Raw genomic sequence first — 25,311 nt, 5'->3', positions numbered from 1 at the left:
CGCTGCTCGACCACCGCCGCCTGGATCGCCACCGGCGTCTCGTTCGGCGAATGCAGCGGCCGGCGCGAGCGGTCCTCCAGGCCCGCCAGGCCCGCCGCGCGATAGCGCGCCAGCCAGCGATAGCCGACCGTCGGGCTGATCCCGAAGCGCCGGCACAGAGCGCGCTTGTTCGCCCCCTCCCGGCTCGCCAAAAGCACGAACTCCTGACGCTGCGACACGATCGACACCTCCTGCCAGGGCATCGAAAGCCTCCCTCATGAGACCCTCAATGCCGATCAGAATGCGTCCACCATGTCCCCGAACACCCGTCCACCATCTCTCCGGTCTATACAGCCTGTCGAAGGGCGGAGCCAAGCCGGCGCGGCCCGTGCCGAAGTCGCTTCACCCTGAGCCTGTCTTCAGACCAGGCTCAGGATGAAGCGAAGCAGGTCGGGATGAGGCGGGGCAGCACCCGAAGCCAGTCTCGATACCCGACGGTTGTCCTCCCGTCGCTCGATTTGCGCTATGCTTGCGCAAAAGGGCGGTGGCGGGAGGGACGCGGATGAAGACGCTCAAGGGCCCGGGGATCTTCCTGGCACAGTTCGCAGGCGACGCCGCGCCGTTCGACTCCTTCGACGGGATCTGCGCCTGGGCGGCCTCGCTCGGCTACAGGGGCGTGCAGATCCCGACCTGGGACGCGCGCCTGTTCGACCTCGACAAGGCGTCGGGCTCCAAGGACTACTGCGACGAGATCGCGGGCGTCGCGGCGGGCCACGGTCTCGCGGTTACCGAGCTGTCGACCCACCTCCAGGGCCAGCTCGTCGCCGTCCACCCGGCCTACGACCTCGCCTTCGACGGCTTCGCCGCCCCCGAGGTGCGCGGCAACCCGCAGGCGCGCACCGAATGGGCGGTCGACCAGGTCAAGCGGGCCCTGACGGCGTCCCGCCACCTGGGGCTCGGCGTCCACGCGACCTTCTCGGGCGCGCTCGCCTGGCCCTACATCTATCCCTGGCCGCAGCGCCCGCCCGGCCTGGTCGAGGCGGCCTTCGAGGAGCTGGCCAGGCGCTGGCGGCCGATCCTCGATCATGCCGAGGAGCAGGGTGTCGACCTCGCCTACGAGATCCACCCCGGCGAGGACCTCCACGACGGCGTGTCCTACGAGATGTTCCTCGAGCGGGTCGGCGACCATCCGCGCGCCAACCTGCTCTACGACCCGTCGCACTTCGTGCTGCAGCAGCTCGACTATCTCGACTACATCGACATCTACCACGCGCGGATCCGCGCCTTTCACGTCAAGGACGCCGAGTTCAACCCGACCGGGCGCCAGGGCGTCTACGGCGGCTTCCAGTCCTGGGCGGACCGCGCCGGCCGCTTCCGCTCGCTCGGCGACGGCCAGGTCGACTTCGGCGCCATCTTCTCGAAGCTCGCCGCCTGCGACTACGACGGCTGGGCGGTGCTCGAATGGGAGTGCGCGTTGAAGCACCCCGAGGACGGCGCCCGGGAAGGGGCCGAGTTCATCGCCGCCCACATCATCCGCGTGACCGACAAGGCCTTCGACGACTTCGCCGGCGCCGGCAGCGACGACGCCGCCAACCGGCGGATGCTCGGCCTCGATCGCTGAGCACGGGGAGCCGGGAGCATGACCATCGAGGCGAGCCGGGACGAGGCCTTGGCGGAGCCGATCCGCCTTGGCATGGTCGGCGGCGGCCGCGCGGCCTTCATCGGCGCAGTCCACCGCATCGCCGCGCGCCTGGACGACCATTACCGCCTGGTCGCCGGTGCGCTGTCGTCGGATCCGGCGCGCGCTCGGGCCTCTGCCGCCGACCTCGGCATCGACCCGTCGCGCGCCTACGGCAGCTTCGCCGAGATGGCCGAGCGCGAGGCGGCGCGCGCCGACGGCATCGAGGCCGTCTCGATCGTCACGCCGAACCATCTGCATGCGCCGGTCGCGGCGGCGTTCCTCAGGGCCGGCATCCACGTGATCTGCGACAAGCCGCTGTCGGCGACGGTGGCGGAGGCCGAGGAGCTGGTCGCGCTCCAGCGGCAGACCGGGCGGATCTTCGCGCTCACCCACAACTACACCGGCTACCCGATGGTCCGGCAGGCGCGGGCCATGGTGCGCGACGGCGCGCTCGGCACGATCCGCCTCGTCCAGATGGAGTACCTGCAGGACTGGCTGACCGAGCCGCTGGAGAGCGCCGGCTCCAAGCAGGCGGAGTGGCGCACGGACCCGGCGCGCGCGGGGGCGGGCGGCTGCATCGGCGACATCGGCACCCATGCCTACAACCTCGGCGCCTTCGTCTCGGGGCTCGAGGCCGAGGCGCTGCTCGCCCGCCTGACGACCTTCGTTCCCGGGCGCCGGCTCGACGACGACGTGCAGGTCCTGCTGCGCTACGCCGGCGGCGCCCAGGGCCTGCTCTGGGCCAGCCAGGTCGCCGTCGGCAACGAGAACGGCCTGAAGCTCCGCGTCCATGGCACGGCGGGCGGCCTGGAATGGCACCAGGAGAACCCGAACCTGCTCTGGTTCACGCCGTTCGGCGAGCCGAAGCGGCTCATCACCCGGGGCGGCGCGGGCGCTGGTCCGGAGGCGGCGCGCGTCACGCGCGTCCCGGCCGGGCATCCGGAGGGCTATCTCGAGGGCTTCGCCAACATCTACTCGGAGGTCGCCGCCGCCATCCGCGCGGCGCGCGCGGGCCGGCTCCCCGACCCGGCGGTGACCTTCCAGGATCTCGCCGACGGCCTCCGGGGCATGCAGTTCATCGAGGCCGCCGTCCGCTCGTCCGGCGACGGCAACGTCTGGACCGCGCTGCCGGCAGGGCCGCGGTGACGCCCGGCCGCGCCCCGCTCCGGGGCGGCCGGGCCGCCGCTACTTCTTGATGTCGGCCTGGACCTTCATCCACTCGATGACGTCGGGGTTGCGCACCAGGCCGTTGGCGCTGCGGTCGCCCTTCTTGATCAGGTCGACCTTGTCCATGCCGTCGATCACCTGGCCGAACACCGTGTACTGGCCGTCCAGCCAGTCGGAGCGCTGGAACACGATGAAGAACTGGCTGTTGGCGCTGTCGGGGCTCTGGGCGCGGGCCATGCCCAGCGTGCCGCGCTCGAAGGGGATGCGGCTGAACTCGGCCTTCAGGTCCGGCAGGTCGGAGCCGCCGGTGCCGTCGCCGCGCGGGTCGCCGGTCTGGGCCATGAAGCCCTCGATGACCCGGTGGAACTTCAGGCCGTCGTAGAAGCCCTCGCGGGTCAGCTTCTTGATCCGCTCGACATGGTGCGGGGCCACGTCGGGGAACAGCTCGATGGTCACCGGACCGTCCTTGAGCTGCATGATCAGGGTGTTCTCGGGGTCGGCCGCCTGGCCCTTGTCCGTCGCCATGGCCATCAGGCCTCCGATGATGAGTGCTGTCATGAAGCCGCGCCGGGTGACGCGGCCGAGGAAGCTCGTGCTCATGCCATCGCCTTCTGCAGGTTCTCGTCGAGCTTGTCGAGGAACTCGCGGGTCGTCAGCCAGGGCTGGGTCGGGCCGATCAGCAGGGCCAGGTCCTTGGTCATCTGGCCGGCCTCGACCGTGTCGACGCAGACCTTCTCCAGGGTCTCGGCGAAGGCGACCACCTCGGGGGTGCCGTCGAAGGTGCCGCGGTACTTGAGGCCGCGGGTCCAGGCGAAGATCGAGGCGATCGGGTTGGTCGAGGTCTCCTTGCCCTGCTGGTGCATCCGGTAGTGCCGGGTCACCGTGCCGTGGGCCGCCTCGGCCTCGACCGTCTTGCCGTCGGGGGTCATCAGCACCGAGGTCATCAGGCCGAGCGAGCCGAAGCCCTGGGCCACCGTGTCCGACTGCACGTCGCCGTCGTAGTTCTTGCAGGCCCAGACGAAGGCGCCCGACCACTTGAGCGCGCTGGCCACCATGTCGTCGATCAGGCGGTGCTCGTAGACGATGCCCTTGGCCGCGAACTTGTCCTTGAACTCGGCGTCGAAGACCTCCTGGAAGAGGTCCTTGAAGCGGCCGTCGTAGGCCTTGAGGATGGTGTTCTTGGTCGAGAGGTAGACCGGGTAGCCGCGCATCAGGCCATAGTTGAACGAGGCGCGCGCGAAGCCGCGGATCGACTCGTCGTGGTTGTACATGCCCATGGCGACGCCGCTCTCGGGGAAGTCGTGGACCTCGTAGGTCACGGGCTCGCCGCCGTCCGCCGGCTTGAAGACCATGGTCAGCTTGCCCGGACCCGGCACCTTGAAGTCGGTCGCGCGGTACTGGTCGCCGAAGGCGTGGCGGCCGATGACGATCGGCTGGGTCCAGCCCGGCACCAGGCGCGGCACGTTCTGGCAGACGATCGGCTCGCGGAAGATCGTGCCGCCGATGATGTTGCGGATCGTGCCGTTCGGCGAGCGCCACATCTTCTTGAGCTTGAACTCCTCGACGCGCGCCTCGTCGGGCGTGATCGTCGCGCACTTCACGCCGACGCCGTAGGTCTTGATGGCGTTGGCCGCGTCGACCGTGATCTGGTCGTCGGTGCGGTCGCGCTCCTCGATGCCCAGGTCGAAGTACTTCAGGTCGACGTCGAGGTAGGGAAGGATCAGCTTCTCCTTGATGAAGGCCCAGATGATCCGCGTCATCTCGTCGCCGTCGAGCTCGACGATCGGGTTTGCGACCTTGATCTTCGCCATGGGTTCCTTCCGTGCGGTCTTGTCCGGGGGCCCGGCGACGCCTGCCGGCCGGGCGGCGGCCGCACAATAGCAGCAAGCGCCCGCCAGACAAGCCGCCGCGGCGACGCTCCGTCAGGCCAGCTCGATGGCTCCGCCCGGCCGCGGCTCGGGCGTCAGCTCGAGCGCCGGGAACAGGTCCTCGACCCGCTCGACCACCGACAGCATGCCGGCGTGCTTCGGCTTGACGAAGCCGGCGCGGACCATCTGGCCGATCGCCGCCAGCAGGGGGTCCCAGTAGCCGGCGATGTTGACCAGGACGACCGGCTTGTCGTGCAGGCCGAGCTGACGCCAGGTCAGCATCTCGAAGGTCTCGTCGAGCGTGCCGAGGCCGCCCGGCAGGATCGCGAAGGCGTCGGACTCGTCGAACATGCGCATCTTGCGCTGGTGCATCGTCTGGACGACCTCCAGGCGGGTCACCTTGAGGTTCTGGACCTCGCGGCGCTCCAGGTGCTCCGGGATGATGCCGTGGACCTCGCCGCCGGCCTCCAGGCAGGCATCGGAGACGGCGCCCATCAGGCCGATGCTGCCGCCGCCGTAGATCAGCCGGACGCCGCGCGCCGCCGCCTCGCGGCCGAGGCTGCGGGCGGCTTCCGCGAAGACCGGATCGTTGCCCTTGTTGGCTCCACAGTAGACGCAGAGGCGCTGGATGCGGCGCAAGACGAGGCTCCCCGTTGCGATGAAAGGCTCCGGCTCCCAATAGGGGGGCGAGCGGCCGGACAATCAACCCCCGGCGGCAACCCCCGGCGGCAACCCCCGGCGGCAACCCCCGGCGGCAACCCGGCCGGCGTCACGCCTCGACCGGGCCCTGCACCGCGCCGAGCAGCAGCACGAGCGCCGCCGGCAGGGCGAGCGCCCAGAAGCCGGCGAGCGACACCAGCCAGGCGCCGGCGAGCCCGCCGGCCGCGAAGGCCAGGACGGTCGCGCCGTGACTGGCCGCCCGCCGGCGCCCGGCCTCGGCGTCCGTGCCGCTTCTGCCGGCCAGCCAGCCTTCGACCAGGCCGGCGACCAGCTTCAGGGCGTTGCCGGTCATGATCGTCGTCGGGGTGTGGCGGTTCAGCAGGGCGTTCATGATGACGTTGTGCAGCGACATCGCGACCGTCGCGCAGACCACCGCGAGCAGCGTCTCGGTCGCGAGCGGGCCTGTCAGCGGCGCCGACAGCCCGGCGACCAGCATGAACAGGATGATCAGCAGGCCCTCGGCCAGCAGCAGCACGCGCAGCGGCAGCCGCGCCCGGTCCCGCCGGCGCGCCAGCAGCAGGTACCAGCCGAGGCTGGCGACGAGGAAGGTCGCCAGCACCACCAGCTTGAGCGGCGCCTGGTCCGGCGCCTCGAGCAGCTCCGTGCAGAGCACGACCAGCGTGCCGGTGATGAAGGCCGTGAAGGTGTGGAACAGCCCGAGCACGCAGACCACGTCGACGAAGCAGGAGCAGAAGGCGAGCAGCAACGGGACCGAAGGCCGGCTGTGGTGCAGGTGTTCGGCCAGTCTCACGGTGCCCGGTCCCGGTGCGTTGTCAGGCTCCGGCCGGCGTCGGCAGTACCGTTGCGCCGGTGGAACCACCATATTACGGTCAAATTCCGTTCTCGGAGGATTAGGAATCGATGGGCGTCAGGCTCGGGGTCGTCATTGGGGCGCTGGTGTTGGCGGCGGCTCTCGTCGCCGGCTACTTCCTGTTCTGGCAGGACCGGGGCGCCCGCGAGCCGCAGCAGGCCACGGCCCCGGCCGCCAGCCCGAGCCCGGCCGCGCCGCAGCCGAGCGCGCCCGCGGGCGAGGCGCCGGCGGCCAAGCCGGAGGCCGCGGGAACCGCCTCGACGCAGCCGGCCGAGCCGAAGCCCGCCGGGCCGAAGCCTGCGGAGTCGAAATCGGCGGCGCCCGGGCCGGCCGAGCCGACCCAGGCGGCGCAGGCACCGACGACCCAGCCGCCTGCCGAACAGTCCGCCGGGACCGCCGGCCAGCAGCAGGGCGGGTCCGGAACCGGCGGCAGTGCCGCGCCGACGGCGCCGGCCGCCTCCGCCACGCCCGAGAGCACCGCCGCCGGGGCCGAACCGACGGCCCCTGGCGGCACGGCGAGCCAGCCGGCGCCGGCCGCGGCGCCCAAGCCGGCGGCCTCCCAGGCCGGTGAGCCGGCTGCCGGCGGCGAGACGGGTACGGCCCAGACGGGAACCAGCGGGGCGGGAACCAGCGGGGCGGGAACCAGCGGGACAGGTGAGGGCCGGGCCGGCGAGCAGGTCGCCCGCCTGCCGGAGCAGGGCGCCGCCGGGCAGCAGCCGGCCGGGCAGCCGGCGCCGGCGACGGCGCTGCCGGCGCGCATCGTGCCCAGCTTCGACGTCGTGCGGGTCGACCGCGACGGCTCGGCGGTGATCGCCGGCCGCGCCGAGCCGGGCAGCACCGTCACCCTGATGCGCAACGGCGAGAAGCTCGGCAGTGTCCAGGCCGATGCCTCCGGCGACTGGGTCTACCTGACCGACCGGCCCCTGCCGCCGGGCGACCACCAGCTCAGCCTGGTGGCGCGCGGCCGCGACGGCCGCGAGATCGAGGCGCCGCGCGTCGTCGTCGTGTCCGTGCCGAAGCCCGAGGTCCAGGTCGCCAAGCCGGCCGGCGCGCCCGAGAAGGCGCAGCCGGTCGCGCCCTCGACGGTCGGGTCGCGCGGCCCGGTCGCGGTCGCCCTCGACAAGAGCGGCGAGGGCGACGTCGTGGTGCTGCAGGGCATCGACGCCGGCGTCGCGGTCGGCGACCTGGTTCTGGAGACGCTGCGCTACGACGCCGAGGGCCACGTCACGGTGACCGGCAAGGTCACCGCCGGAGGCCGCGTCTTCGCCTATATCGACGACGCCTTCGTCGGCGAGGCGAGCGGCGACGACAAGGGCAACTGGCGGCTGAAGCCGGCCGCGCCGGTCGCGATGGGCCTGCACCGGCTGCGCCTCGACCAGGTCGACAAGGGCGGCGCCGTGCTGTCGCGCCTGGAGACGCCCTTCGCCCGCTCGAGCCTGCTGACCGACCTGCCGGAGGGCCAGCGCCTGGTCATCGTGCAGCCGGGCAACTCGCTGTGGCGGATCGCCCAGCGCACGCTGGGCCAGGGCCTGCGCTACACGCTGATCTTCGAGGCCAACGAGAACCAGATCCGCGACCCGAACCTGATCTATCCGGGCCAGATCTTCGTGGTGCCGGAGGGCGGGGGGCCGCCGAGCTGAGCCCGGAGCGGGCGGCGGTCGGGGCTCAGGCGGCGCGGATCGCGGCGGCGCGCCGGCTCTCGTAGAGCGCCACGCCGATCAGCTCGAGCCAGGGCCTGAGCAGCAGCAGCAGCGAGCAGAGCGTCGCCAGGCAGTAGACCGGCGTGCGCGGCCGCGGCGTCGTGCCCTCGGCGGCGATCCGGATCTGCTGGTCGTGGGAGACGACGAGGTGCAGGCCCTGCTTGGCGGCGGCGCCGCGCACCAGGCGCAGCAGCTGGTGTCGCGCGCCAGCCGATTCGGCGGTGTAGGGCAGCGTTCCAAGATCGGCGGTGATCGCAATCTTGCCGGTGTCGTTCATGTCGAGCCGGCCTTCGAAGCGCACGCCCCGGTAGACGAACTTGAAGCTCAGGGACTCGCCCTCGCCGCGCCGCTCCAGGCGGCCGTCGGCACGCCAGACGATGCGTCCCATCTCGATCGGCAGCTTCTCTTCCGCCGCCAGCTTCAAGGCGTCCCGGACGAACTCGTCGGGCTCCACCAAATTCGGCACTGTCGCTTCCTGCGTCACCGCGGTCGATCCTCTCAGAGACCACTTCCCCAGGCCCCAGGCTACACGCCACGCTCTTAACGTGCCGTAAAGGCGCCGCGGCGGCCCGGTCCGGAAGGCGGAGCCTTGCCGGCATTCTTCTAAAAAACCGTTCAAATACAGATATTTGACCTTTCCTCGGCGGATCCCCACAGTGATCCTGGGAAAGGAGTTTCCGCGATGACGCCGGCATTGACCACGGCACAGAACGGCCTGTCGACCGCAAGCAAGCGCTTCGGCGCCGCGGCGACGGCGCTGGTCGCGGTCTCGGCTGCGGAAACCCAGGTCGCCGACGCGCAGACCGCACAGGCAGTGCAGTCGGCCGCCGGCGGCCAGGGAGGCGCGTCCGCCGGCAACCAGAACGGACTGGCCGGCCAGGGCGCGGCGCCCGGCCAGCTGCCGCTGCCCGAGGGGCTGCTGCCGCTGCTCCAGGAAGCCGGGGTGTCCCAGGCCAAGGGACGCTTCGGGACGGTGCCCTCGCTCGAGGAGTCGACGGTCGACATGCTGCAGGCGCAGCGCGCCTTCGAGGCCAACCTGCGCGTCTTCCAGGCCGCCGACCGGCAGCTCGGCGACACCCTCAACCTGATCGCCTGAGCGGCCGGCGCCGCGGCGCGGCCGGCCCGAGGTTTTGCGATTCCGGGTCAGCGTGTAGGCTGCCGCCCCGACGAAGCTCGAGGGGGCGGCCCGCGCAGATGATCTCGTTGGACCTCGTCGTGATCGGCAACTGCGGATTCGGTGCGCTGATCGACCGGCAGGCCAGGATCATCTGGGCCTGTCTGCCGCGCTTCGACGGCGATCCCTTCTTCAGCGCCCTGCTCAGCGACCACGGCGAGCCGGAGAACGGCTTCTGGTCGATCGAGCTGGCCGAGCTGGACAGCAGCGAGCAGCGCTACCGGCGCAACTCGGCGGTGCTGGAGACCGTGCTGCGCGACGCCCAGGGCGGCGCGGTCCGGATTACCGACTTCGCGCCGCGCTTCCGCCACTACGACCGCATGTTCCGGCCGCCGACCCTGGTCCGCAAGGTCGAGCGGATCGCCGGCACGCCGCGCATCCGCGTGCGCCTGCGCCCGACCAGCGAGTTCGGCACCGCACGCCCCGCGGTGACGCGCGGCAGCAACCACATGCGCTTCGTGACCGGCCATTCGGTGATGCGCCTGACCACCGATGCGCCGCTGACCTACGTCGCCAGCGAGCAGCCCTTCGCGCTGGAGCGGCCGCTGCATTTCCTGCTCGGCCCCGACGAGAGCCTGACCGCCTCGGTCGCCGGCACGGCCCAGGAGTTCCTGACCGAGACCGAGCGCTACTGGTCGGACTGGGCGCGCCAGCTCTCGATCCCCTTCGAGTGGCAGGAAGCGGTGGTGCGCGCCGCGATCACCCTGAAGCTCTGCTCGTTCGACGAGACCGGCGGCATCCTCGCGGCCATGACCACCTCGGTGCCCGAGGCGCCGGGCAGCGGCCGCAACTGGGACTACCGCTACTGCTGGCTGCGCGATTCCTTCTACACGGTGCACGCCCTCAACCGCCTGGGCGCGACGCGGACGATGGAGGGCTTCCTGTCCTACATCGCCAACATCGTCGCCGGCTGGAGCGGCGGCGACCTGCAGCCGGTCTTCGGCATCGGCCTGGAGACCGACCTCTCGGAGCGCCAGGTCGACAGCCTGGCCGGCTATCGCGGCATGGGCCCCGTGCGGATCGGCAACGACGCCTTCCGGCAGGCGCAGAACGACGGCTACGGCAGCGTCATCCTGGCCTCCGCCCAGTCGTTCTTCGACATCCGCGTCGGCAAGCCCGGCGACGTCAGCCTTTTCCGGCTGCTCGAGCGCCTGGGCGAGGAGGCGGCGCGCCTGTGGGACGCGCCCGACGCCGGACTATGGGAACTTCGTACCCGCAAATCGGTTCATACCTACTCGAGCCTGCTGTGCTGGGCCGGATGCGACCGCCTGGCCCTGATCGCGCGCCAGCTCGGCCTCGAGCCCGAGGCCCGGCGCTGGGGCGAGACGGCCGCAGGGATCAAGGCCGGGGTGCTGGAGCGTGCCTGGAACGAGCGACGGGGAGCCTTCGTGCAGACCTTCGGCGGCGAGGATGCCGACGCCTCGCTGCTGCTGATGCCCTACCTCGGATTCCTCGACGCCTCCGACCCGCGCTTCGCCGGCACGCTGGCCTTCATCGAGCAGGAGCTCAAGCGCGGGCCCTACCTGTTCCGCTACTCGGCGCCCGACGACTTCGGCAGCCCGGACACGGCCTTCAACGTCTGCACCTTCTGGTACATCGACGCCCTGGCCGCGGTCGGCCGGGTCGAGGAGGCACGCGCCCTCTTCGAGGACATGCTAGCCTGCCGCAACCACGTCGGCCTGCTGTCCGAGGACCTGCATCCCGAGACCCGGGAGCTGTGGGGCAACTTTCCCCAGACCTATTCGATGGTCGGTATCATCAATTCGGCGACACGCCTGAGCAAATCCTGGGAGGAAGCCTTTTGAGCCGTCTCGTCGTCGTCTCCAACCGAGTGTCCGCACCGCGCCAGGGCGGTCGAACCGGCGGGGAGGGCGGTCTGGCCGTCGGGATCCTGGCGGCGCTGCGCGAGCGCGGCGGCATCTGGTTCGGCTGGAGCGGCAAGCTCACCGAGCAGGGCGGCAACCTGGACGTCTTCGACGCCGGGCGCATCACCTATGCCATGCTCGACCTGACCGCGCGCGACTACGAGGAGTACTACAGCGGCTTCGCCAACCGCTCGCTCTGGCCGCTGTTCCACTACCGGCTCGACCTCGCTGACTTCACCCGGCGCTACCTCGCGGGCTACCAGCGGGTCAACGCGCTCTTCGCCTCCAAGCTGCTGCCGGCGCTCAAGGACGACGACCAGATCTGGATCCACGACTACCACCTGATCCCGCTGGCCGACCAGCTGCGCCAGGCCGGCTGCCGGCAGAAGATCGGCTTCTTCCTGCACATCCCCTGGCCGGCGCCGGAGGTGCTGGTCGCGCTGCCCAACCACCGCAGCCTGGTCAACTCGCTCTGCGCCTACGACCTGGTCGGCTTCCAGACCGAGACCGACCGCCAGGCCTTCATCGACTACGTGCTGCGCGACGCCGGCGGGACCTACGTCGACGAGACCACGGTCGAGCTGAACGGCCGCCAGGTGAAGACCGGCGCCTTCCCGATCTCGATCGACACCGGGAACCTCGCCAGGGTCGCCGAGGAGGCCGCCAGCACCCGCCACACCGAGCGGCTGCGCGCCTCGATCCGCGACCGCGACCTGATCGTCGGCGTCGACCGCCTGGACTACTCCAAGGGCCTGGTCGCCCGGGTCGAGGCCTTCGAGCACCTGCTCAAGGCCTATCCGGCCAACCGCGGCCGTGCCGTGTTCCTGCAGATCGCGCCGCCGTCGCGCAGCGACGTGCCAGAGTACCAGCAGATCCGCGCCGAGCTGGAGGCCGCCTGCGGGCGCGTCAACGCCGCCTACGCCGACTTCGACTGGACGCCGATCCGCTATCTCAACAAGGGCTTCAGCCGGCGCCTGCTGACCGGCTTCTTCCGGGTCAGCTCGATCGGCCTGGTGACGCCGCTGCGCGACGGCATGAACCTGGTCGCCAAGGAGTACGTCGCCTGCCAGAACCCCGACGAGCCGGGTGTCCTGGTGCTGTCGCGCTTCGCCGGCGCGGCGCGCGAGCTGGACGGCGCCCTGATCGTCAATCCCTACGACAACGAGGGCGTCGCCGAGGCGCTGCAGAGCGCGCTGGCGATGTCGCGCGACGAGCGTCGCGAGCGCTGGCGCACGATGTTCGACTACCTGAAGCGCCACGACATCGACGCCTGGCGCGAGTCCTACCTGGAGGCCCTCGCGGAAGCCTGACGATGGTGCGTCTGCTCGGCGACATCGGCGGGACCAACGCGCGCTTCGCGCTGCTGTTCGGGCGCGGCGAGATCTCGGCGATCGAGCACGTCCCGGTCGCCGAGCACCCGACCCCGGAGAGCGCGATCCGGCATTTCCTCGGGCAGCGCGACGTCACGCCCGAGTCGGCGGTGCTGGCCGTCGCCGGCCCGGTCGCCGGCGGCCGCGCGCGCCTGACCAACGGCAGCTGGGTCTTCGACAGCGGGCAGCTGGAGGCCGCCCTGGGCCTCGGCCGGGTGCAGCTGGTCAACGACTTCGCCGCGGCGGCCCTGGCCGTGCCGCGGCTCGGCCAGGCGCAGCTCGTCCCGCTCGGCGGCGGCGACGGCCGACCCGACGCGCCGGTCGCCGTGCTCGGCCCGGGCACCGGGCTCGGCGTCGCGACGCTGCTGCCCGACCTGCAGGTCGTGGTCGGCGAGGGCGGCCACGTCACGCTGCCCGCGACCGACGCGCGCGAGGCGGCGCTGATCGCGATCCTGCGCCGCCGCTTCGAGCACGTCTCGGCCGAGCGGGTGCTGTCCGGCCAGGGCCTGATCGACCTGCACGATGCCGTCGTCGAGCTCGACGGCCTGGACGCCCTGCCGGCACGCGCCGGCGCCGAGGTCGTGGCCGCGGCCGGCGCCGGCTGCCCGGCCGCTGAGGCGACGCTCGCCGCCTTCTTCGGCTTCCTCGGCTCGGTCGCCGGCAACCTGGTCCTGACGGTCGGCGCGCTCGGTGGCCTCTACCTCGCCGGGGGCATCCTGCCGCGCCTGGTCGAGCCGCTGCAGCGCTCGGCCTTCAGCCAGCGCTTCCAGGCCAAGGGCCGCTTCCGCGACTATCTGGCGGCGGTGCCGCTGAAGCTGATCGTCGAGCCGGACCCCGCCTTCCTCGGCCTCGCCAACCTGGCCGACCGCGAGCGCCGGACGGCGGCAGCCGGGCCGGAGGGGTGAGCGGGACGCGCGACAGGCATGCCGCGGCGGTCTTTTCCAAATCCGGGCGCGATGCTATCTAGCGGTCCGGGTGTCTCCAAGAAGCGGAGCGACAGGACGGTGCAGAGTCTGCACGGAAGACAGCGACGACGAAGCCGCAGCCCCGAGCGGGGCTGACGGCGGTCGGTGCCTGTTCGGTCCGTCCGCTGTCCCTTCCGAAGAAGAAAGACACTGCAGGACGGACGCGACCCATGGACTACGAGATCCTTTCCGAGCGGCCTGACGACGCCGCGCTGATCGACCCGCTGCTCGACCGGACCTTCGGGCCCGAGCGGATGACCAAGACCGTCTACCGGCTGCGCGAGATGCTGCCGCCGGTGCCGGAGCTCGGCTTCTCCGCCGTCGATCCCGACGGCCACCTGCTCGGCTCGATCCGCTACTGGCCGATCCTGATCGAAGGCACGCCGGCGATCCTGCTCGGCCCGCTGGCCGTCGAGCCGCGGCTGCAGGGCCGGGGCATCGGCAAGGCCCTGGTGCGACACAGCCTGCGCGCCGCGCGCCAGGCCGGTCACCGGATCTGCGTCGTGGTCGGCGAGCCCGAGTACTACGGCCCCTTCGGCTTCCGGCCGGCCGCCGAGTACGGGCTGATCCTGCCCGGCCCGGTCGATCCGCGGCGCTTCCAGGCCCAGGAACTGGCGGTCGGCGCGCTCGAGGGCGTGCGCGGCCTGATCGCCCGGGCCGAGGTGCCGGTCAGCCGGAAGCGTCCGGCACGCCGCGCCTGAGCCGGCGCGCCAGGGCCCGCAGCGGCCAGCCGTCGATCACCGCGAGGCCGGCCAGGATCGCCGCCAGGCCGGCCAGCGCCTTCGGCTCGAGCGGCTCGCCGAGCAGCCCGCAGCCGACCGCCAGCGCGCCGATCGGGATCAGCAGCGTGACCAGCAGCAGGTTGGTGGCGCCCGCCGTGCGCAGGATCCGGAAATAGAGCAGATAGGCGGCGGCCGTGCCGAAGATCGCGACCGTGGCGATCGCGGCGAGGCTCGCCGCCGAGGGCGCGAGCGTCCAGGGCCGCTCGACGAGGAGCGCGAGCGGCAGCATCAGCAGCGTCGAGGCGACCAGCATGCCGCAGGCCGTGGCCGGCGGCGGCAGGTCGCGGAAGCGCCGGCCCCAGAGCCCGGCCAGGGCATAGCTGCAGGCGGCGCCGAGCACGGCGAGCTCGCCCCACAGGCCGTCGTCCCGGCCGCTCCAGAGGCTGTCGAGCGCGTCCGGCCCGACGATCAGGGCGACGCCGGCGATGCCGAGCAGCACGCCGGCCAGGCGGTTGGCGCTCAGCTTCTCGTCGCGGGTCAGCAGGTGCGCGAGCAGCACGGCGAAGAGCGGCGTCGTCGCGTTGAGGATCGAGGCCAGGCCGCTGGCGATGTGCTGCTGGCCCCAGACGATCAGCGAGAAGGGCAGGGCGTTGTTGAGCAGGCCCATGACCAGCAGGTCGCGCCGCAGCCCCGGCCGCCGCGGCCAGGCCAGGCCGCTCAGCCGCAGCACGAGCAGCAGCGCGGCGGCGCCGAGGGTGACCCGGCCGAGCACCACGGTCAGCGGCGGCACGCTCCAGAGCGCCACGGCGGCGAGCGGGAAGGAGCTGGCCCAGAGGCCAGCCAGCAGGCCGATCAGGCCCCATTCGGCGCCACTCGGCGGACGCGCGCTGCGGGTTGCGGTCATGGCGGCCGGTATGGCAGCGGACGCCGCGCCCTGCCGGCGGATTTCGGACTCGATCGTCATGGCGCCGGGAGATAGACCCGGCCGGCGCCGGCGGCGCTCCGCTTCTTGCGCCGGCTTCTAGAGCAGGCTCCAGGCGGTCGAGATCAGCAGCTCGGCGGCCAGCACGGTCATCAGCCACTTGAAGGCGAGGCGGAAGGTCGCCTCGGGCAGGCGGTGCAGCAGGCGGGTGCCGGCCAGGGTGCCGAGGAAGCCGGTCGCGACCATCGCCGCGATCAGGCCGATCCAGGGGGCGAAGGCGAAGCCGAGCAGGCCGAAGGCCAGAATCTTCAGGCCGTGCTGCAGGGTCATGCAGACCGCGAAGGTGCCGACCATCTGCAGCCGGTCGATCGGCTTGGGCGCGAGCAGGGCGCCGACGAAGGGACCGCTGGCGCCGACGAACATGGTCAGGAAGGTGGCGATCGCGCCGCCCAGGCCGAAGGCCGCCGGCTTGAGGTCGCCGAGCTTCAGCTTCGGCGCCCAGGTCGCGTAGAGCACGAACAGCCCGACCACCGACTTCAGCAGCCAGCCGGGCAGGGTCACGACCGTCTGGCCGCCGACGAAGGCGCCGATCAGGCTGCCGATCACGAAGGGCAGGACCAGCGTCCAGACGACGTAGCGCCGCTGCACCACCGCGCGGCCGACGTTGGAGCCGAGCTGGATGACGCCGTGCACCGGGATCAGCGCGGCCGGTGGCAGCACCGAGGCCATGACCGCGAGCAGCGCGACGCCGCCGCCCAGTCCCATTGCTGCGGTCATGCCCGAGGTGAAGAAGGAGACGACGGCGAGCAGGACGAACAGCCAGACGGAGACGTCCGGCGGCAGCAGGGCGAGATGGCTCATGATGCGGCTTGCGGTCCGGGACTGGCGGGCGGGATCAGTTGAGCAGGACGATGGTGAGGTTGAGATAGGCCGCGAAGGCGACCCAGAGGACGTAGGGCACGAGCAGCCAGAAGGCGACCGGCGACCAGCGCCGGAACCAGAGGGCGGTGGCCGCGGCGAGCAGCAGCAGCAGCACGACGTCGACGAGGCCGAGGTCCGGGTTCTCCAGATAGAAGAACAGGAACGACCAGGCGAGGTTGACGGCGAGCTGCAGCAGCCAGAGCAGCAGCGGCGCCCGGCCGCCGGCGCGCCAGACCAGCCAGGCCGCGAGGCCCATCAGCAGGTAGAGCAGCGTCCAGGCGAAGGGGAAGACCAGGGGCGGCGGGGTCAGCACCGACTTCTCGAGCGTCGGGTACCAGCTGCCGAGCGACTGCTGCGTCGCCCAGCCGCCGAGCTGGCCGACGGCGAGCGGCAGGCCGAGGAAGACGAGCAGCAGGTAGAGCGGGGTCCGCGACTTCATGCCCGGGGCCTCCCTCAGCGCGGCGTCGGGTCGAGCGCCGAGCCGCGCTTGTTGAGCACCCGTTCGCGATACCAGAGATAGAGGCCGCTGGCGATCACCACGGCGGCGCCGACGCCGACCCAGGGATCCGGAATGTCGCCGAACACCAGGTAGCCGGCGGTCATCATGTAGAGGATCTGCGGGTAGATGAAGGGCGCCAGGATCGGTGCCGGCGCCAGGCGGTGGGCGACGATCAGCAGGTAGTGGCCGACTCCGCCGAACAGGCCGGTCGCGCAGAGCAGCAGCCAGTCGAGCCAGTGCGTCGGGCTCAGCCAGACGAAGGGCACGATCGGGCTCAGCAGGACGACGCCGACGATTGGCGCCAGGACGGCGCTGGTCGAGGCCGGGTCGACGCCGGCGACCTTGCGGGTCGTGATGTTGTAGAGCGAGCCGCAGACCGCCGAGCAGAGCGACAGCGAGACGGCCCAGTGCATCAGGCCGAGGCCGGGCCGCACGATGATCAGGACGCCGAGGAATCCGACCAGGATCGCGGTCCAGCGGCGCCGGCCGACCTGCTCGCCGAGCAGCGGCACCGAGAGCGCGGCGATCAGCAGCGGCGTCGAGAACTGGATCGCGTTGGTGGTCGAGAGCTGCAGGAAGTGCAGGGCGACGAAGTTGAAGAAGGTCGAGCCGAGCAGGAAACCCGAGCGCAGGACCTGCAGGCCGGGCCGCCGGCTGCGCACCAGCTGCGTGCCGTGCTGCGGCAGGAACAGCAGGCCGGCCAGCAGGAGGTGGCCGAGCGAGCGTGCCCAGACGATCTCCAGCACCGGCAGCGAGTGGCTGAGGTACTTGGCCGTCGTGTCGAGGCAGGTGAAGAGCAGGAAGGCGCCGGAGATCAGCAGGATGCCGGTCAGGCGGTCCTTGGGGCCGCTACCGTAGAGGTCCAAGCGGAAGGCTCCGGGTCGAGGCTGAGCCGCGGTCGACGGCTGTCGAGCGCAACCTGCCCGCGCGGCGGCGGCCTGTCGAGCGCAGGTGCAGCAAGGCAGACCAGCGTCGGTCGCCGGCTCCCGCTCAGCCGCCCCGCCGCGTCTTCCACCACTTGTAGACGACCGGCAGCAGCGACAGCAGCGACAGGCCGATCAGCGCGCCGACCACCTCCGGGGTCAGGATGCCGCCCAGCGTCACCTCGCCGCCCTGATCGAAGACGCTGCCCAGCCCGGCGCCGGCCAGGGCGTAGACATAGGTGCCGGGGATGATGCCGAGGAAGGTCGCGACCACGTAGGTGCGCAGGCCGACGCCGAGGAAGGCCGGCACCAGGTTGACCACGAAGAAGGGGAAGAGCGGCACCAGCCGCAGCACCAGCAGGTAGCTGAAGGCGTTCTCCTGGAAGCCGGCCTCCATGCGCTTCAGCCAGGGCCCGGCGCGGCGCCGCAGGCTGTCGCCGAGCGCCGTGCGCGCGGCCAGGAAGACCGCCGTCGCCCCGAGCGTCGCGCCGACCACGACGTAGAGCGTCGCGAGCAGAGAGCCGAACAGGAAGCCGCCGGCGATCGTCAGCACCAGGGCGCCCGGCACCGACAGCGCGGTCGCCACGGCATAGAGCAGCATGAAGGTCGCCGCCGCCAGCAGGGCGTTGTGCGCGACGAAGGCGGTCAGCGCCTCGCGGTGCTCCTTGAGCGCCTCGAGGCTGAGGTAGCGGTCGAGGTCGAGCAGCAGGATGACGGCGAGCGCCGCCGCGATCACCGCCAGCGGCACCAGCCGCTTCAGCGTGGCGCGCCGGCTTCCGGCGATCTGCGGTCGTTCGGACATCGCTTCCATTTCCCGGGACTCCTCCGCCCCGCCTCAGCCCAGCCTGAGCAGCCAGCGGACCAGGGTCCGCGTGCGCCCGCTGAACAGCTTCGGAGTGTAATAGCTGCCGGCCACCCGCTTCGAGACCTCGGACAGCGTCGGGTAGGGGAAGATCGCGTTGGCGAGGGCGCCGATCTTCAGTCGCTGGCCGACCGCCAGCACCCAGGGGCCGATCAGCTCGCCGGCCCGGCTGCCGACGATCGAGGCGCCGAGCACCCGGCCGCGCCGGTCGACGACGACCTTGATCAGGCCCTCGGTCTCGCGCTCGGCCTGGGCCCGGTCGTTCTCCGCGAAGGGCCAGGTCAGGGCCCGGACGGCCGCGCCGTGCCGCTCCCGGGCCTGGGCCTCGGTCAGGCCGACGTGGGCGATCTCCGGGTCGGTGTAGGTGACCCAGGGCAGGGCACGGGTGTCGACCCTGGCCGGCAGGCGGAACAGGGCGCGCCGGATCACGATGCCGGCGTGGTAGCCGGCGACGTGGGTGAACTGGTAGCCGCCGGCGACGTCGCCGATCGCGAAGACCCGGCGGTTGCTGCTGCGCAGGCCGGCGTCGACCTCGATGCCCTTCGGCGAGAAGGCGATGCCGGCGGCCTGTAGGTTCAGCGCCTCGACGTTAGGCCTGCGGCCGGCCGCGACCAGCAGGTGCGAGCCCTCGACGACCTCGCCCGCACCCGCGCCGCCGAGCCGGACCAGGACTCGGCCGTCCCGCCGCTCGATCGCCTCGATCGCCACGCCCTCGCGCAGCGCCACGCCCTCGGCGGCGAGCCGCGCCTTGGCGACGGCGGTGACCTCGGGATCGTCCTTGCCGAGGATCGCGAAGGCCTCGAGCAGGGTCACCCGGGCGCCGAGCCGCCGGTGCGCCTGGGCCAGCTCGCAGCCGATCGGGCCGCCGCCGACGACGATCAGGTGCTCCGGCCGCTCGGCCAGCTCGAAGATCGTCTCGTTGGTCAGGTAGCCGGCCTCGGCCAGGCCCGGGATCGGCGGCGCCGAGGGCCGCGAGCCGGTGGCGACGACGAAGCGGCGGGCGCGGACGCGCATGCCGCCGGCCTCGATCTCGGCCGGGCCCGTGAAGCGCGCCTCGGCCCTGATCACCCGGACCCCCAGGCCCTCGAAGCGCTCGATGCTGTCGTGGGGCGCGATCGCCGCGACGACGCCGCGGACGTGCTCGCGCAGCGCCAGGGGATCGACGGCCGGCTCGGCCGCGGCGATGCCGAAGCGGCCGGCGCCGCGGAAGGTCTGGGCGGCGGCGGCGGCGGCGATCAGCGACTTCGAGGGCACGCAGCCGTAGTTGAGGCAGTCGCCGCCCATGGCCCCGCGCTCGACCAGCACGACGCGGGCGCCGAGCTGCGCGGCCCCGGCCGCGACCGAGAGCCCGCCGGAGCCGGCGCCGATCACGCAGATGTCGGTCTCGATGACCTCAGCCACCATTCCAGGGGCCATCGTCTCGGGTCCTCTCAGGCGAAGCGATCGGGCAGGCGGGCACTCTCGTCTCCTGATCCGAAGATGGCGGCCAAACGCCGCAAGGCTAAGTCACGTTTCGCTTACGAGGGGCCGAGGCCCGGTCAACGATTTCGTGATCGGGCGGCGCGGGCCAGCGCCGCCCGGCCGGTCGGCACCCGGGACGGCAGGCGGGGGCTGGCTATCGGATCGGCGCGGCGTCGGGGTCGCCGACGATGAGGCGGTCGACGAAGCCGACGAACAGACCGGTCTCCAGCAGGCCGGGAACCGCGTGCAGCGTCCGGTCCAGGCCGGCCGGGTCCTCGAGCGTGTCGATCCAGCAGTCGGCCAGCAGGTTGCCGTTGTCGGAGCGGAGCGGCCCGTAGGCGCCGCGGCGGAGCCGGGTCTCCGTTCCGACGATCCGGGCGACCGCTTGCAGCGTGAACTGCGCGCCGTAGGGCAGGATCTCGAGAGGCAGCCAGGTCCGGCCGAGCCGCTCCACCAGCTTGCCGCGGTCGGCGACGTACACGCGCTGCCTGGCGATCCGCGCCAGGCATTTCTCGCGCAGGTGCGCGCCGCCCCCGCCCTTGATCATCCTGTGGTCGCGGTCGATCTGGTCGGCCCCGTCGATGCAGAGGTCGACCTGCCCGACCTCCGCCAGGTCGACGACCCCGATGCCGCGCTCCGCGGCCGCAGCGGTGGTCCGCCTGGACGAGGGGATGCAGGTCACGCGCAGCCCCTCGGCGATGCGGGCGGCAAGGTGATCGAGGCCGGCCTCGACGGTCGAGCCCGTCCCGAGCCCGAGCACGCTGTCCTGCTCGACCAGATCGAAGGCCTGCCGGGCCGCGTCCCGCTTGGCGGCCTCCGTTCGGTCCATCGACGCGCTCCTACCGCCCCTCGCGGCGCCAGGCGAGCAGCAGACCGCCGAGCGCCAGGGCCAGGCCGGCGAGGGCGGGCAGCAGCGGCGCGCGCTCGACGCCGGTCACCAGGTAGGCGCCGTGGGACAGCACGCCGAGCCAGCCGCGGCCGTGGCGGTCGCGGCCGGGGGCGACCTTGCGCAGCGCGACCTGGGGCGTGTCGGCCAGGCGGACCAGGCCGCCGCCGCTCTCCTCGCGGATCGCCGCCGTCGGCTCGGCGCTGGCGCGCGGGTCCTCGTACTCCTTGGGATTGAGCGCGCCGGCTGCGGCCAGCGCCGTCCGGGTGCCGTCGGAGACCCGGTAGAGCCCGCCCTCGGTGATCGGGATCCGCGCCGTCGCGACACCGGGCACCGAGGCGTCGAGGGTAACGCTCTGCGTCTCGCCCTCGGGGTCGGTCACGGTGATCGCCGGCGGCGGATCGGCGCTCAGGCTCTGGCGGCGGATCAGCAGCTGCTGGCCGTCGATCCGGGCGCGCAGGTCCTCCTCCTCCAGGTCCGGCTCCTTCATCAGCCAGTGCGCGATGCGCCGCACCAGCTCGGCCTGCGGGCCGCCGCCGTCGTAGCCGCGCGCCCAGAGCCAGAGGTGGTCGCTGGCCAGCTCGGCGACCCGGCCCTTGCCGACGCGGTCGAGGATCAGCAGCGGCTTGCCGTCGGCGCCGGTCATCAGGACCTGGGCGTGCGGCGCCTCGACGTCGACGTCGAGCTGGCGGAACCAGCGGCCCCAGCTCGGCCCCTTGCCGCCGGGGATGCCGGCGCCTTCCAGGGCCGCGGTCACCGGATGGCGGTGGCCGAGGTCGGTGACCCGCGGCTTGAAGCCGCCCTCCAGGACCTTGCCGGTCGGCGGCGCCGGCAGGATCCGGCCGAGCGGCGTGCGCGCCAGCGACAGCGGCGAGGCGAAGCTGGGCCCGCTGGCCTCGAGCAGGGCGCCGCCGTTCTCGACGTAGCTGGCGACGTTGTCGAGGTAGAGGGTCGGCAGCACGCCGCGCCGCCGGTAGCGGTCGAAGATCACCAGGTCGAACTCGTCGAGCTTCAGCTCGAACAGCTCGCGGGTCGGGAAGGCGATCAGCGACAGCTCGTTGATCGGCGTGCCGTCCTGCTTCTCGGGGGGCCGGAGGATCGTGAAGTGCACCAGGTCGACCGAAGGGTCGGACTTCAGGATGTTGCGCCAGGCGCGCTCGCCGGGGTGCGGCTCGCCCGAGACCAGCAGCACGCGCAGCCGGTCGCGCACGCCGTTGACGACGACGGCGGCGCGGTTGTTGACCTCGGTCAGCTCGCCCTTCAGCGGGTCGACCTGCAGCTCCAGGACGGTCGGCCCGCGCCGGTCGAGCTCGAACTCGACGGGGGTCGACTTGCCGACCGGCACCTCCAGCGAGCGCGGCGGCTCGCCGTTGCGGCTGATCGTCAGGTGCGCGGTCCGGGCGTCCGAGCCGGGCCGGTCGACGACCTTCAGGGTCAGGCTCTGCTTCTTGCCGACGATGCCGAAGGACGGCACCTGCTCCAGCACCAGGCGGCGGTCGATCTCCTGGTCGCGGCCGGTCAGCAGCAGGTGCACCGGCGCGTCGATCGCGAGGTCGGCCATGTGCTCCGGGACGTCGTGGATCTGGCCGTCGCTGATCAGGAAGACCGCGGCGACGCGCTCGCGCGAGATGTCGGCCAGGGCCTGGCGCAGCGCGCCGAACAGCCGGGTGCCGGGATCGCCCCTGTCGGCCTGGTCGGCGGCCAGGGCGTGCTCGCCGGCGTCGATCACCCGGACCTCGGTGTCGGGCAGCTTCGAGAGCTCGCGGTTCAGCATCAGGAAGGCGGCGTTGCGCTGCTCCGGCCGCGGCGGGATGCGCTCGCTGGCGCTCTGGTCGACGACGACCAGGGCGACGTCGGGCAGGGGATCGCGCTTCTCGACCACGGCCGCCGGGTTGGCGAGAGCCAGCAGCAGCACCAGGGCGAAGAGGCCGCGCAGCAGGGCGCCGCGGGCGCCGCGGAGCAGCGCGTAGGCGACCGGCAGCAGCACCAGGGCGGCCAGCAGGCCGAGCACCCACCAGGGAACGAAGGGGCTCCAGGCGATCGACAGGTTGCCGCTCATGATTCGCGCGCCCTCACTGCCCGAGCCTCTCCAGGATGAAGGGCACGTGCACCTGGTCGGCCTTGTAGTTGCCGGTCAGGGCGTACATCACGAGGTTGATGCCGAAGCGGAAGGCCATCTCGCGCTGGCGCTCGCCGCCCGGCACGACCGGATAGAGCGCTCGGCCGCTGTCGTCGATCGCCCAGGCCGCCGCCCAGTCGTTGGAGCCGACGATCAGCGAGGCGACGCCGTCCTTGTCGGTCTCGTCGGTCTGCTGGACCCACAGCGTGCCGTTGTCGTAGCGGCCCGGGAAGTCCTGCATCAGGTAGAAGGACTTGGTCAGCACGTGGTCGGGCGGGATCGGCGCCAGCGGCGGGATCTCGATGCCCTGCATCAGGCGCCTGAGCGTGCGGGTCTGCTCGGTGCCGGCGCCGAGCAGGCTGTCGCTGCCGCCCGGCTCGCGCAGGTCGACGACCAGGGTGCCGCCGTTGTTCATGAAGTCGGCGAGCTCGCGCCGCGCGACGCTGTCCAGGTCGTGCTGGTCCGGGGTGATCGCCCAGTAGAGCAGCGGATAGAAGGCCAGCTCGTCGTGGCCGAGCTCGACGCCGATCGGGTCGGCCGGCTCGACCGAGGTGCGCCGCGTCAGCATGCGCGTCAGGCCCTCCATGCCGGCACGGGTCACCTGGTCGACCGCCGGCACGCCGGTCACGACGTAGGCGAGCCGCGTCTCCAGCGTGGAGGCCAGGGCCTGCGCCTCGTCGGCCTGGGCCCGGGCGCGGCCGCTGCCGGCGGCGAGGCCGGCGAGGCCGACCAGCAGCAGGGCGCCGGCGGCTCGGCCGAAGCGCGGGCTCAGCAGGCCGCGCAGGGCCAGGCCGATCAGCAGGTCGAGCAGGCCGAGCAGCAGCGCCGCGACCAGCAGCCAGGGCAGGAGGTCGGTCTCCTCGCTGCCGCCGTAGCCGCGCTCGGTCACCGAGAGCGGCAGGGCGGCCATCGGCGCCGGCAGGGCGATGCCGGCGGAGAGGTTCAGGGCGCTGCGGCTCTCGTCGGTGCCGTAGTAGCCGGGCGGGGTGGTCGGGCCGGCGCGGTTCCCGGCCAGGGTCTGCTGGTCGGCGGCCAGCGCCTCGGCCGGCGGCGAGCCGAGCCGGCCGAAGCCGTCGAGCGTCGCCAGCGGCGGCTGCGGCTCGCCGCTGGCGTGGCCGACCTCGACGCCGGCGCTGATCGCGACGATGCGGCGCAGGATGTTCACGAACAGGCCGGACAGGGCCAGGTTCGACCATTCGGCGTTGGCCGTGGTGTGGACCAGCACCAGCCAGCCCTTGCCCTTCTTGGCGCCGGTGATCAGCGGCGTGCCGTCGGCCAGGCGCGCCCAGGTGCGTTCCGCCAGGTCGAGCGAGGGCTCGGCCAGCACCTGGCGCTTGACCGAGACGTCGTCGGGCACCTTGAGGCCGGCGAGCGGACTGTTCGGCGGGAAGGGCGCCAGCGTGGCCGGGGTGTCCCAGGTCAGCGAGCCGCCGAGCGTGCGGTCGCCCTTGCGCAGCTTGACCGGCAGCAGGCCGTCGCTGTCGTCGGCGAGGCGCGGCCCGGCGAAGCGCAGCAGCGTGCCGCCGTCCTCGACCCAGGTCTCCAGCTTCGCCGTGTCGGCGTCGCCGAGCCGGCCGAGGTCGGCCAGCACCAGGATCGCCAGGTCCTGCTTCATCAGCTCGTCGAGGCTGCCGCGGCGGACCTCGGTGAAGGGCTGCAGGGCCTTGTCCAGGTAGTAGAGCTCGGAGAGCAGCGGCTGCGCGCTCTCCTGCGCCGTCGAGACGACCAGGCCGACCGGCCGCCGCCGCCAGCGCTCGTCGAGCAGCACGCGGGCGCCGGCGCTCGATTCGTGGTCGATGGCCAGCGAGGTGACGCGGTTGCGCAGCTCGGCCGGCAGCTCCAGCGGCGCCTTGGCCCGGGTCGCATCGGCAGCGAAGTCCAGCGTGGCGGTGCCGACCATGCGCCCCTGGTCGTCCAGCGCGGTGACGCCCAGGCTCTCCTCGAAGCCGGCGGCGGGGCGCTCGGCGACCAGGCCGAAGGCGAGGCCGTCGTTCTCCGGCGGCAGCAGCAGGTGCGGCAGGGACTCCGCGGGCGTGCGGTAGACCGTGACCGGGCCGATCCGGCGCAGCCGCTCGGCGAAGGCGGCGGCGTCCGGCTGGTCGGCCCCGGCCTCCAGGCCGTCGGACAGCCAGAACACCGGCGCCGGCCCGTCGAGCTTCAGCCCGTCGAGCCGCTTCATCAGGGCGGCGCGGTCGATCGGCCAGGGCTTCGGCGCCAGGCTCTCGATGCGGCCGCGCGCCTCGGCGGGGTCGAGCTCCTGGATCGCGGTCTCGGCGCCGGGGGTCGGCGCGCTGGTCAGCAGGATCACCGGGCGGCTGGCGCGTGCGGCCTGGCTGACCAGGTCGCGCAGCAGGTCGCGCCGGGCCTGCCAGTCGCGCGCCGCCGTCCAGCCGTCGTCGACGACCAGCACGACCGGCCCGTCGCCGGCGCCGAGCGCCGTCGGGTTGAGCACGGGCCGGGCCAGCGCCAGGATCACCAGCGCCGCCAGCAGCATGCGCAGGGCGACCAGCCAGAGCGGCGTGCGCGCCGGCGTCTCCTCGGGCGGGGTCAGGCCGAGCAGCAGGCGGATCGCGGGGAAGGTCTGGCGGCGCGGCGCCGGCGGCGTGACCCGGAGCAGCCACCAGATCGCCGGCAGCCCGATCAGCGCCGCGAGCAGCCAGGGATTGGCGAAGGCGAGCGAGCCGATCGAGATCATC

General features: G+C 72.5%; 23 protein-coding genes. 8 read left to right on the top strand and 15 right to left on the bottom strand.

Annotation, left to right across the window (positions count from 1 at the left end):
- Positions 1–242, bottom strand: a 242-nt coding sequence (locus B9O00_RS18745; protein ID WP_143596272.1) for a helix-turn-helix domain-containing protein, incomplete at its 3' end; no start/stop codon positions are given.
- 299 nt (positions 243–541) lie between these two features.
- Here B9O00_RS18745 and B9O00_RS18740 point away from each other — a divergent pair.
- Together B9O00_RS18740 and B9O00_RS18735 are read left to right on the top strand one after the other, a co-directional pair.
- The gene (locus tag B9O00_RS18740) at positions 542–1,600 is read left to right on the top strand and encodes a sugar phosphate isomerase/epimerase family protein (protein WP_085124227.1); all 1,059 of its coding nucleotides are present in this window, start codon (positions 542–544) and stop codon (positions 1,598–1,600) included.
- Between the two features lie 18 nt (positions 1,601–1,618).
- On the top strand, positions 1,619–2,806 hold the full coding sequence (locus B9O00_RS18735) for a Gfo/Idh/MocA family protein (protein WP_085124226.1): 1,188 nt from the start codon (positions 1,619–1,621) through the stop codon (positions 2,804–2,806).
- Between the two features lie 39 nt (positions 2,807–2,845).
- Here the strand turns inward: B9O00_RS18735 and B9O00_RS18730 are convergent, their stop codons facing one another.
- The 4 genes from B9O00_RS18730 to B9O00_RS18715 form a co-directional block, all read right to left on the bottom strand.
- On the bottom strand, positions 2,846–3,385 hold the full coding sequence (locus B9O00_RS18730) for a peptidylprolyl isomerase (RefSeq protein ID WP_085124239.1): 540 nt from the start codon (positions 3,383–3,385) through the stop codon (positions 2,846–2,848).
- A gap of 38 nt (positions 3,386–3,423) precedes the next feature.
- Positions 3,424–4,638, bottom strand: a complete 1,215-nt coding sequence (locus B9O00_RS18725; RefSeq protein ID WP_085124225.1) for an NADP-dependent isocitrate dehydrogenase — start codon at positions 4,636–4,638, stop codon at positions 3,424–3,426.
- Between the two features lie 111 nt (positions 4,639–4,749).
- A complete protein-coding gene (locus B9O00_RS18720) occupies positions 4,750–5,334 on the bottom strand; it encodes an LOG family protein (protein WP_085124224.1) in 585 nt (194 codons plus the stop codon).
- Between the two features lie 130 nt (positions 5,335–5,464).
- A complete protein-coding gene (locus B9O00_RS18715; protein ID WP_159460257.1) occupies positions 5,465–6,166 on the bottom strand; it encodes a DUF1275 family protein in 702 nt (233 codons plus the stop codon).
- A 110-nt stretch (positions 6,167–6,276) separates the two neighbouring features.
- Here B9O00_RS18715 and B9O00_RS33110 point away from each other — a divergent pair, with 110 nt between their 5' ends.
- Positions 6,277–7,866, top strand: a complete 1,590-nt coding sequence (locus B9O00_RS33110) for a LysM peptidoglycan-binding domain-containing protein (RefSeq protein ID WP_159460256.1) — start codon at positions 6,277–6,279, stop codon at positions 7,864–7,866.
- Positions 7,867–7,891: 25 nt separating this feature from the next.
- On the opposite strand, the gene B9O00_RS18700 is transcribed toward B9O00_RS33110, so the two are convergent.
- Positions 7,892–8,392 carry a hypothetical protein gene (locus B9O00_RS18700; RefSeq protein ID WP_143596271.1) on the bottom strand — a complete coding sequence of 167 codons (501 nt, stop codon included), beginning with the start codon at positions 8,390–8,392 and terminating at the stop codon, positions 7,892–7,894.
- 216 nt (positions 8,393–8,608) lie between these two features.
- On the opposite strand from B9O00_RS18700, the gene B9O00_RS18695 reads away from it, so the two are divergent.
- From B9O00_RS18695 to B9O00_RS18675, 5 genes are all read left to right on the top strand, one after another.
- Positions 8,609–9,022: a flagellar basal body rod C-terminal domain-containing protein gene (locus B9O00_RS18695; RefSeq protein ID WP_085124219.1), complete on the top strand. Its 414-nt coding sequence runs from the start codon at positions 8,609–8,611 to the stop codon at positions 9,020–9,022.
- A 98-nt stretch (positions 9,023–9,120) separates the two neighbouring features.
- Entirely contained in the window at positions 9,121–10,905 is a 1,785-nt protein-coding gene (locus B9O00_RS18690; protein WP_085124218.1) for a glycoside hydrolase family 15 protein, read from the top strand.
- Complete coding sequence (otsA, locus tag B9O00_RS18685; RefSeq protein WP_085124217.1) at positions 10,902–12,275, top strand: alpha,alpha-trehalose-phosphate synthase (UDP-forming); 1,374 nt, start codon at positions 10,902–10,904, stop codon at positions 12,273–12,275. The genes B9O00_RS18690 and otsA overlap by 4 nt, the downstream gene beginning before the upstream one ends.
- A 2-nt stretch (positions 12,276–12,277) precedes the next feature.
- Positions 12,278–13,240, top strand: coding sequence for a glucokinase (gene glk / locus B9O00_RS18680; protein WP_085124216.1), 963 nt, complete (start codon positions 12,278–12,280; stop codon positions 13,238–13,240).
- Positions 13,241–13,470: 230 nt separating this feature from the next.
- Complete coding sequence (locus B9O00_RS18675) at positions 13,471–14,001, top strand: GNAT family N-acetyltransferase (RefSeq protein ID WP_085124215.1); 531 nt, start codon at positions 13,471–13,473, stop codon at positions 13,999–14,001.
- On the opposite strand, the gene B9O00_RS18670 is transcribed toward B9O00_RS18675, so the two are convergent.
- From B9O00_RS18670 to B9O00_RS18630, 9 genes are all read right to left on the bottom strand, one after another.
- Positions 13,970–14,926: a DMT family transporter gene (locus B9O00_RS18670; protein ID WP_085124214.1), complete on the bottom strand. Its 957-nt coding sequence runs from the start codon at positions 14,924–14,926 to the stop codon at positions 13,970–13,972. The genes B9O00_RS18675 and B9O00_RS18670 overlap by 32 nt on opposite strands.
- Positions 14,927–15,043: 117 nt before the next feature.
- The gene (locus B9O00_RS18665; RefSeq protein WP_200808563.1) at positions 15,044–15,805 is read right to left on the bottom strand and encodes a sulfite exporter TauE/SafE family protein; all 762 of its coding nucleotides are present in this window, start codon (positions 15,803–15,805) and stop codon (positions 15,044–15,046) included.
- A 34-nt stretch (positions 15,806–15,839) separates the two neighbouring features.
- Positions 15,840–16,304 carry a TspO/MBR family protein gene (locus B9O00_RS18660; RefSeq protein WP_085124212.1) on the bottom strand — a complete coding sequence of 155 codons (465 nt, stop codon included), beginning with the start codon at positions 16,302–16,304 and terminating at the stop codon, positions 15,840–15,842.
- A gap of 14 nt (positions 16,305–16,318) precedes the next feature.
- Positions 16,319–17,230 carry a DMT family transporter gene (locus tag B9O00_RS18655; protein WP_200808562.1) on the bottom strand — a complete coding sequence of 304 codons (912 nt, stop codon included), beginning with the start codon at positions 17,228–17,230 and terminating at the stop codon, positions 16,319–16,321.
- 124 nt (positions 17,231–17,354) lie between these two features.
- Complete coding sequence (locus B9O00_RS18650; protein WP_085124237.1) at positions 17,355–18,089, bottom strand: TVP38/TMEM64 family protein; 735 nt, start codon at positions 18,087–18,089, stop codon at positions 17,355–17,357.
- Positions 18,090–18,122: 33 nt separating this feature from the next.
- Positions 18,123–19,553, bottom strand: coding sequence for a dihydrolipoyl dehydrogenase family protein (locus B9O00_RS18645; protein WP_218822888.1), 1,431 nt, complete (start codon positions 19,551–19,553; stop codon positions 18,123–18,125).
- Between the two features lie 211 nt (positions 19,554–19,764).
- A complete protein-coding gene (rpiA, locus tag B9O00_RS18640) occupies positions 19,765–20,439 on the bottom strand; it encodes a ribose-5-phosphate isomerase RpiA (RefSeq protein ID WP_085124211.1) in 675 nt (224 codons plus the stop codon).
- A 10-nt stretch (positions 20,440–20,449) separates the two neighbouring features.
- A complete protein-coding gene (locus tag B9O00_RS18635) occupies positions 20,450–22,555 on the bottom strand; it encodes a hypothetical protein (protein WP_085124210.1) in 2,106 nt (701 codons plus the stop codon).
- A 13-nt stretch (positions 22,556–22,568) separates the two neighbouring features.
- Positions 22,569–25,310: a DUF4159 domain-containing protein gene (locus B9O00_RS18630; RefSeq protein ID WP_085124209.1), complete on the bottom strand. Its 2,742-nt coding sequence runs from the start codon at positions 25,308–25,310 to the stop codon at positions 22,569–22,571.
- Between the last annotated feature and the right edge of the window lies 1 nt (position 25,311).

Source organism: Tistlia consotensis USBA 355 (assembly GCF_900177295.1).
Taxonomy (GTDB): domain Bacteria; phylum Pseudomonadota; class Alphaproteobacteria; order Kiloniellales; family DSM-21159; genus Tistlia; species Tistlia consotensis.
The sequence above is the reverse complement of the archived record's forward strand: the minus strand, read 5'-3'. Positions and strand labels throughout refer to the sequence as shown.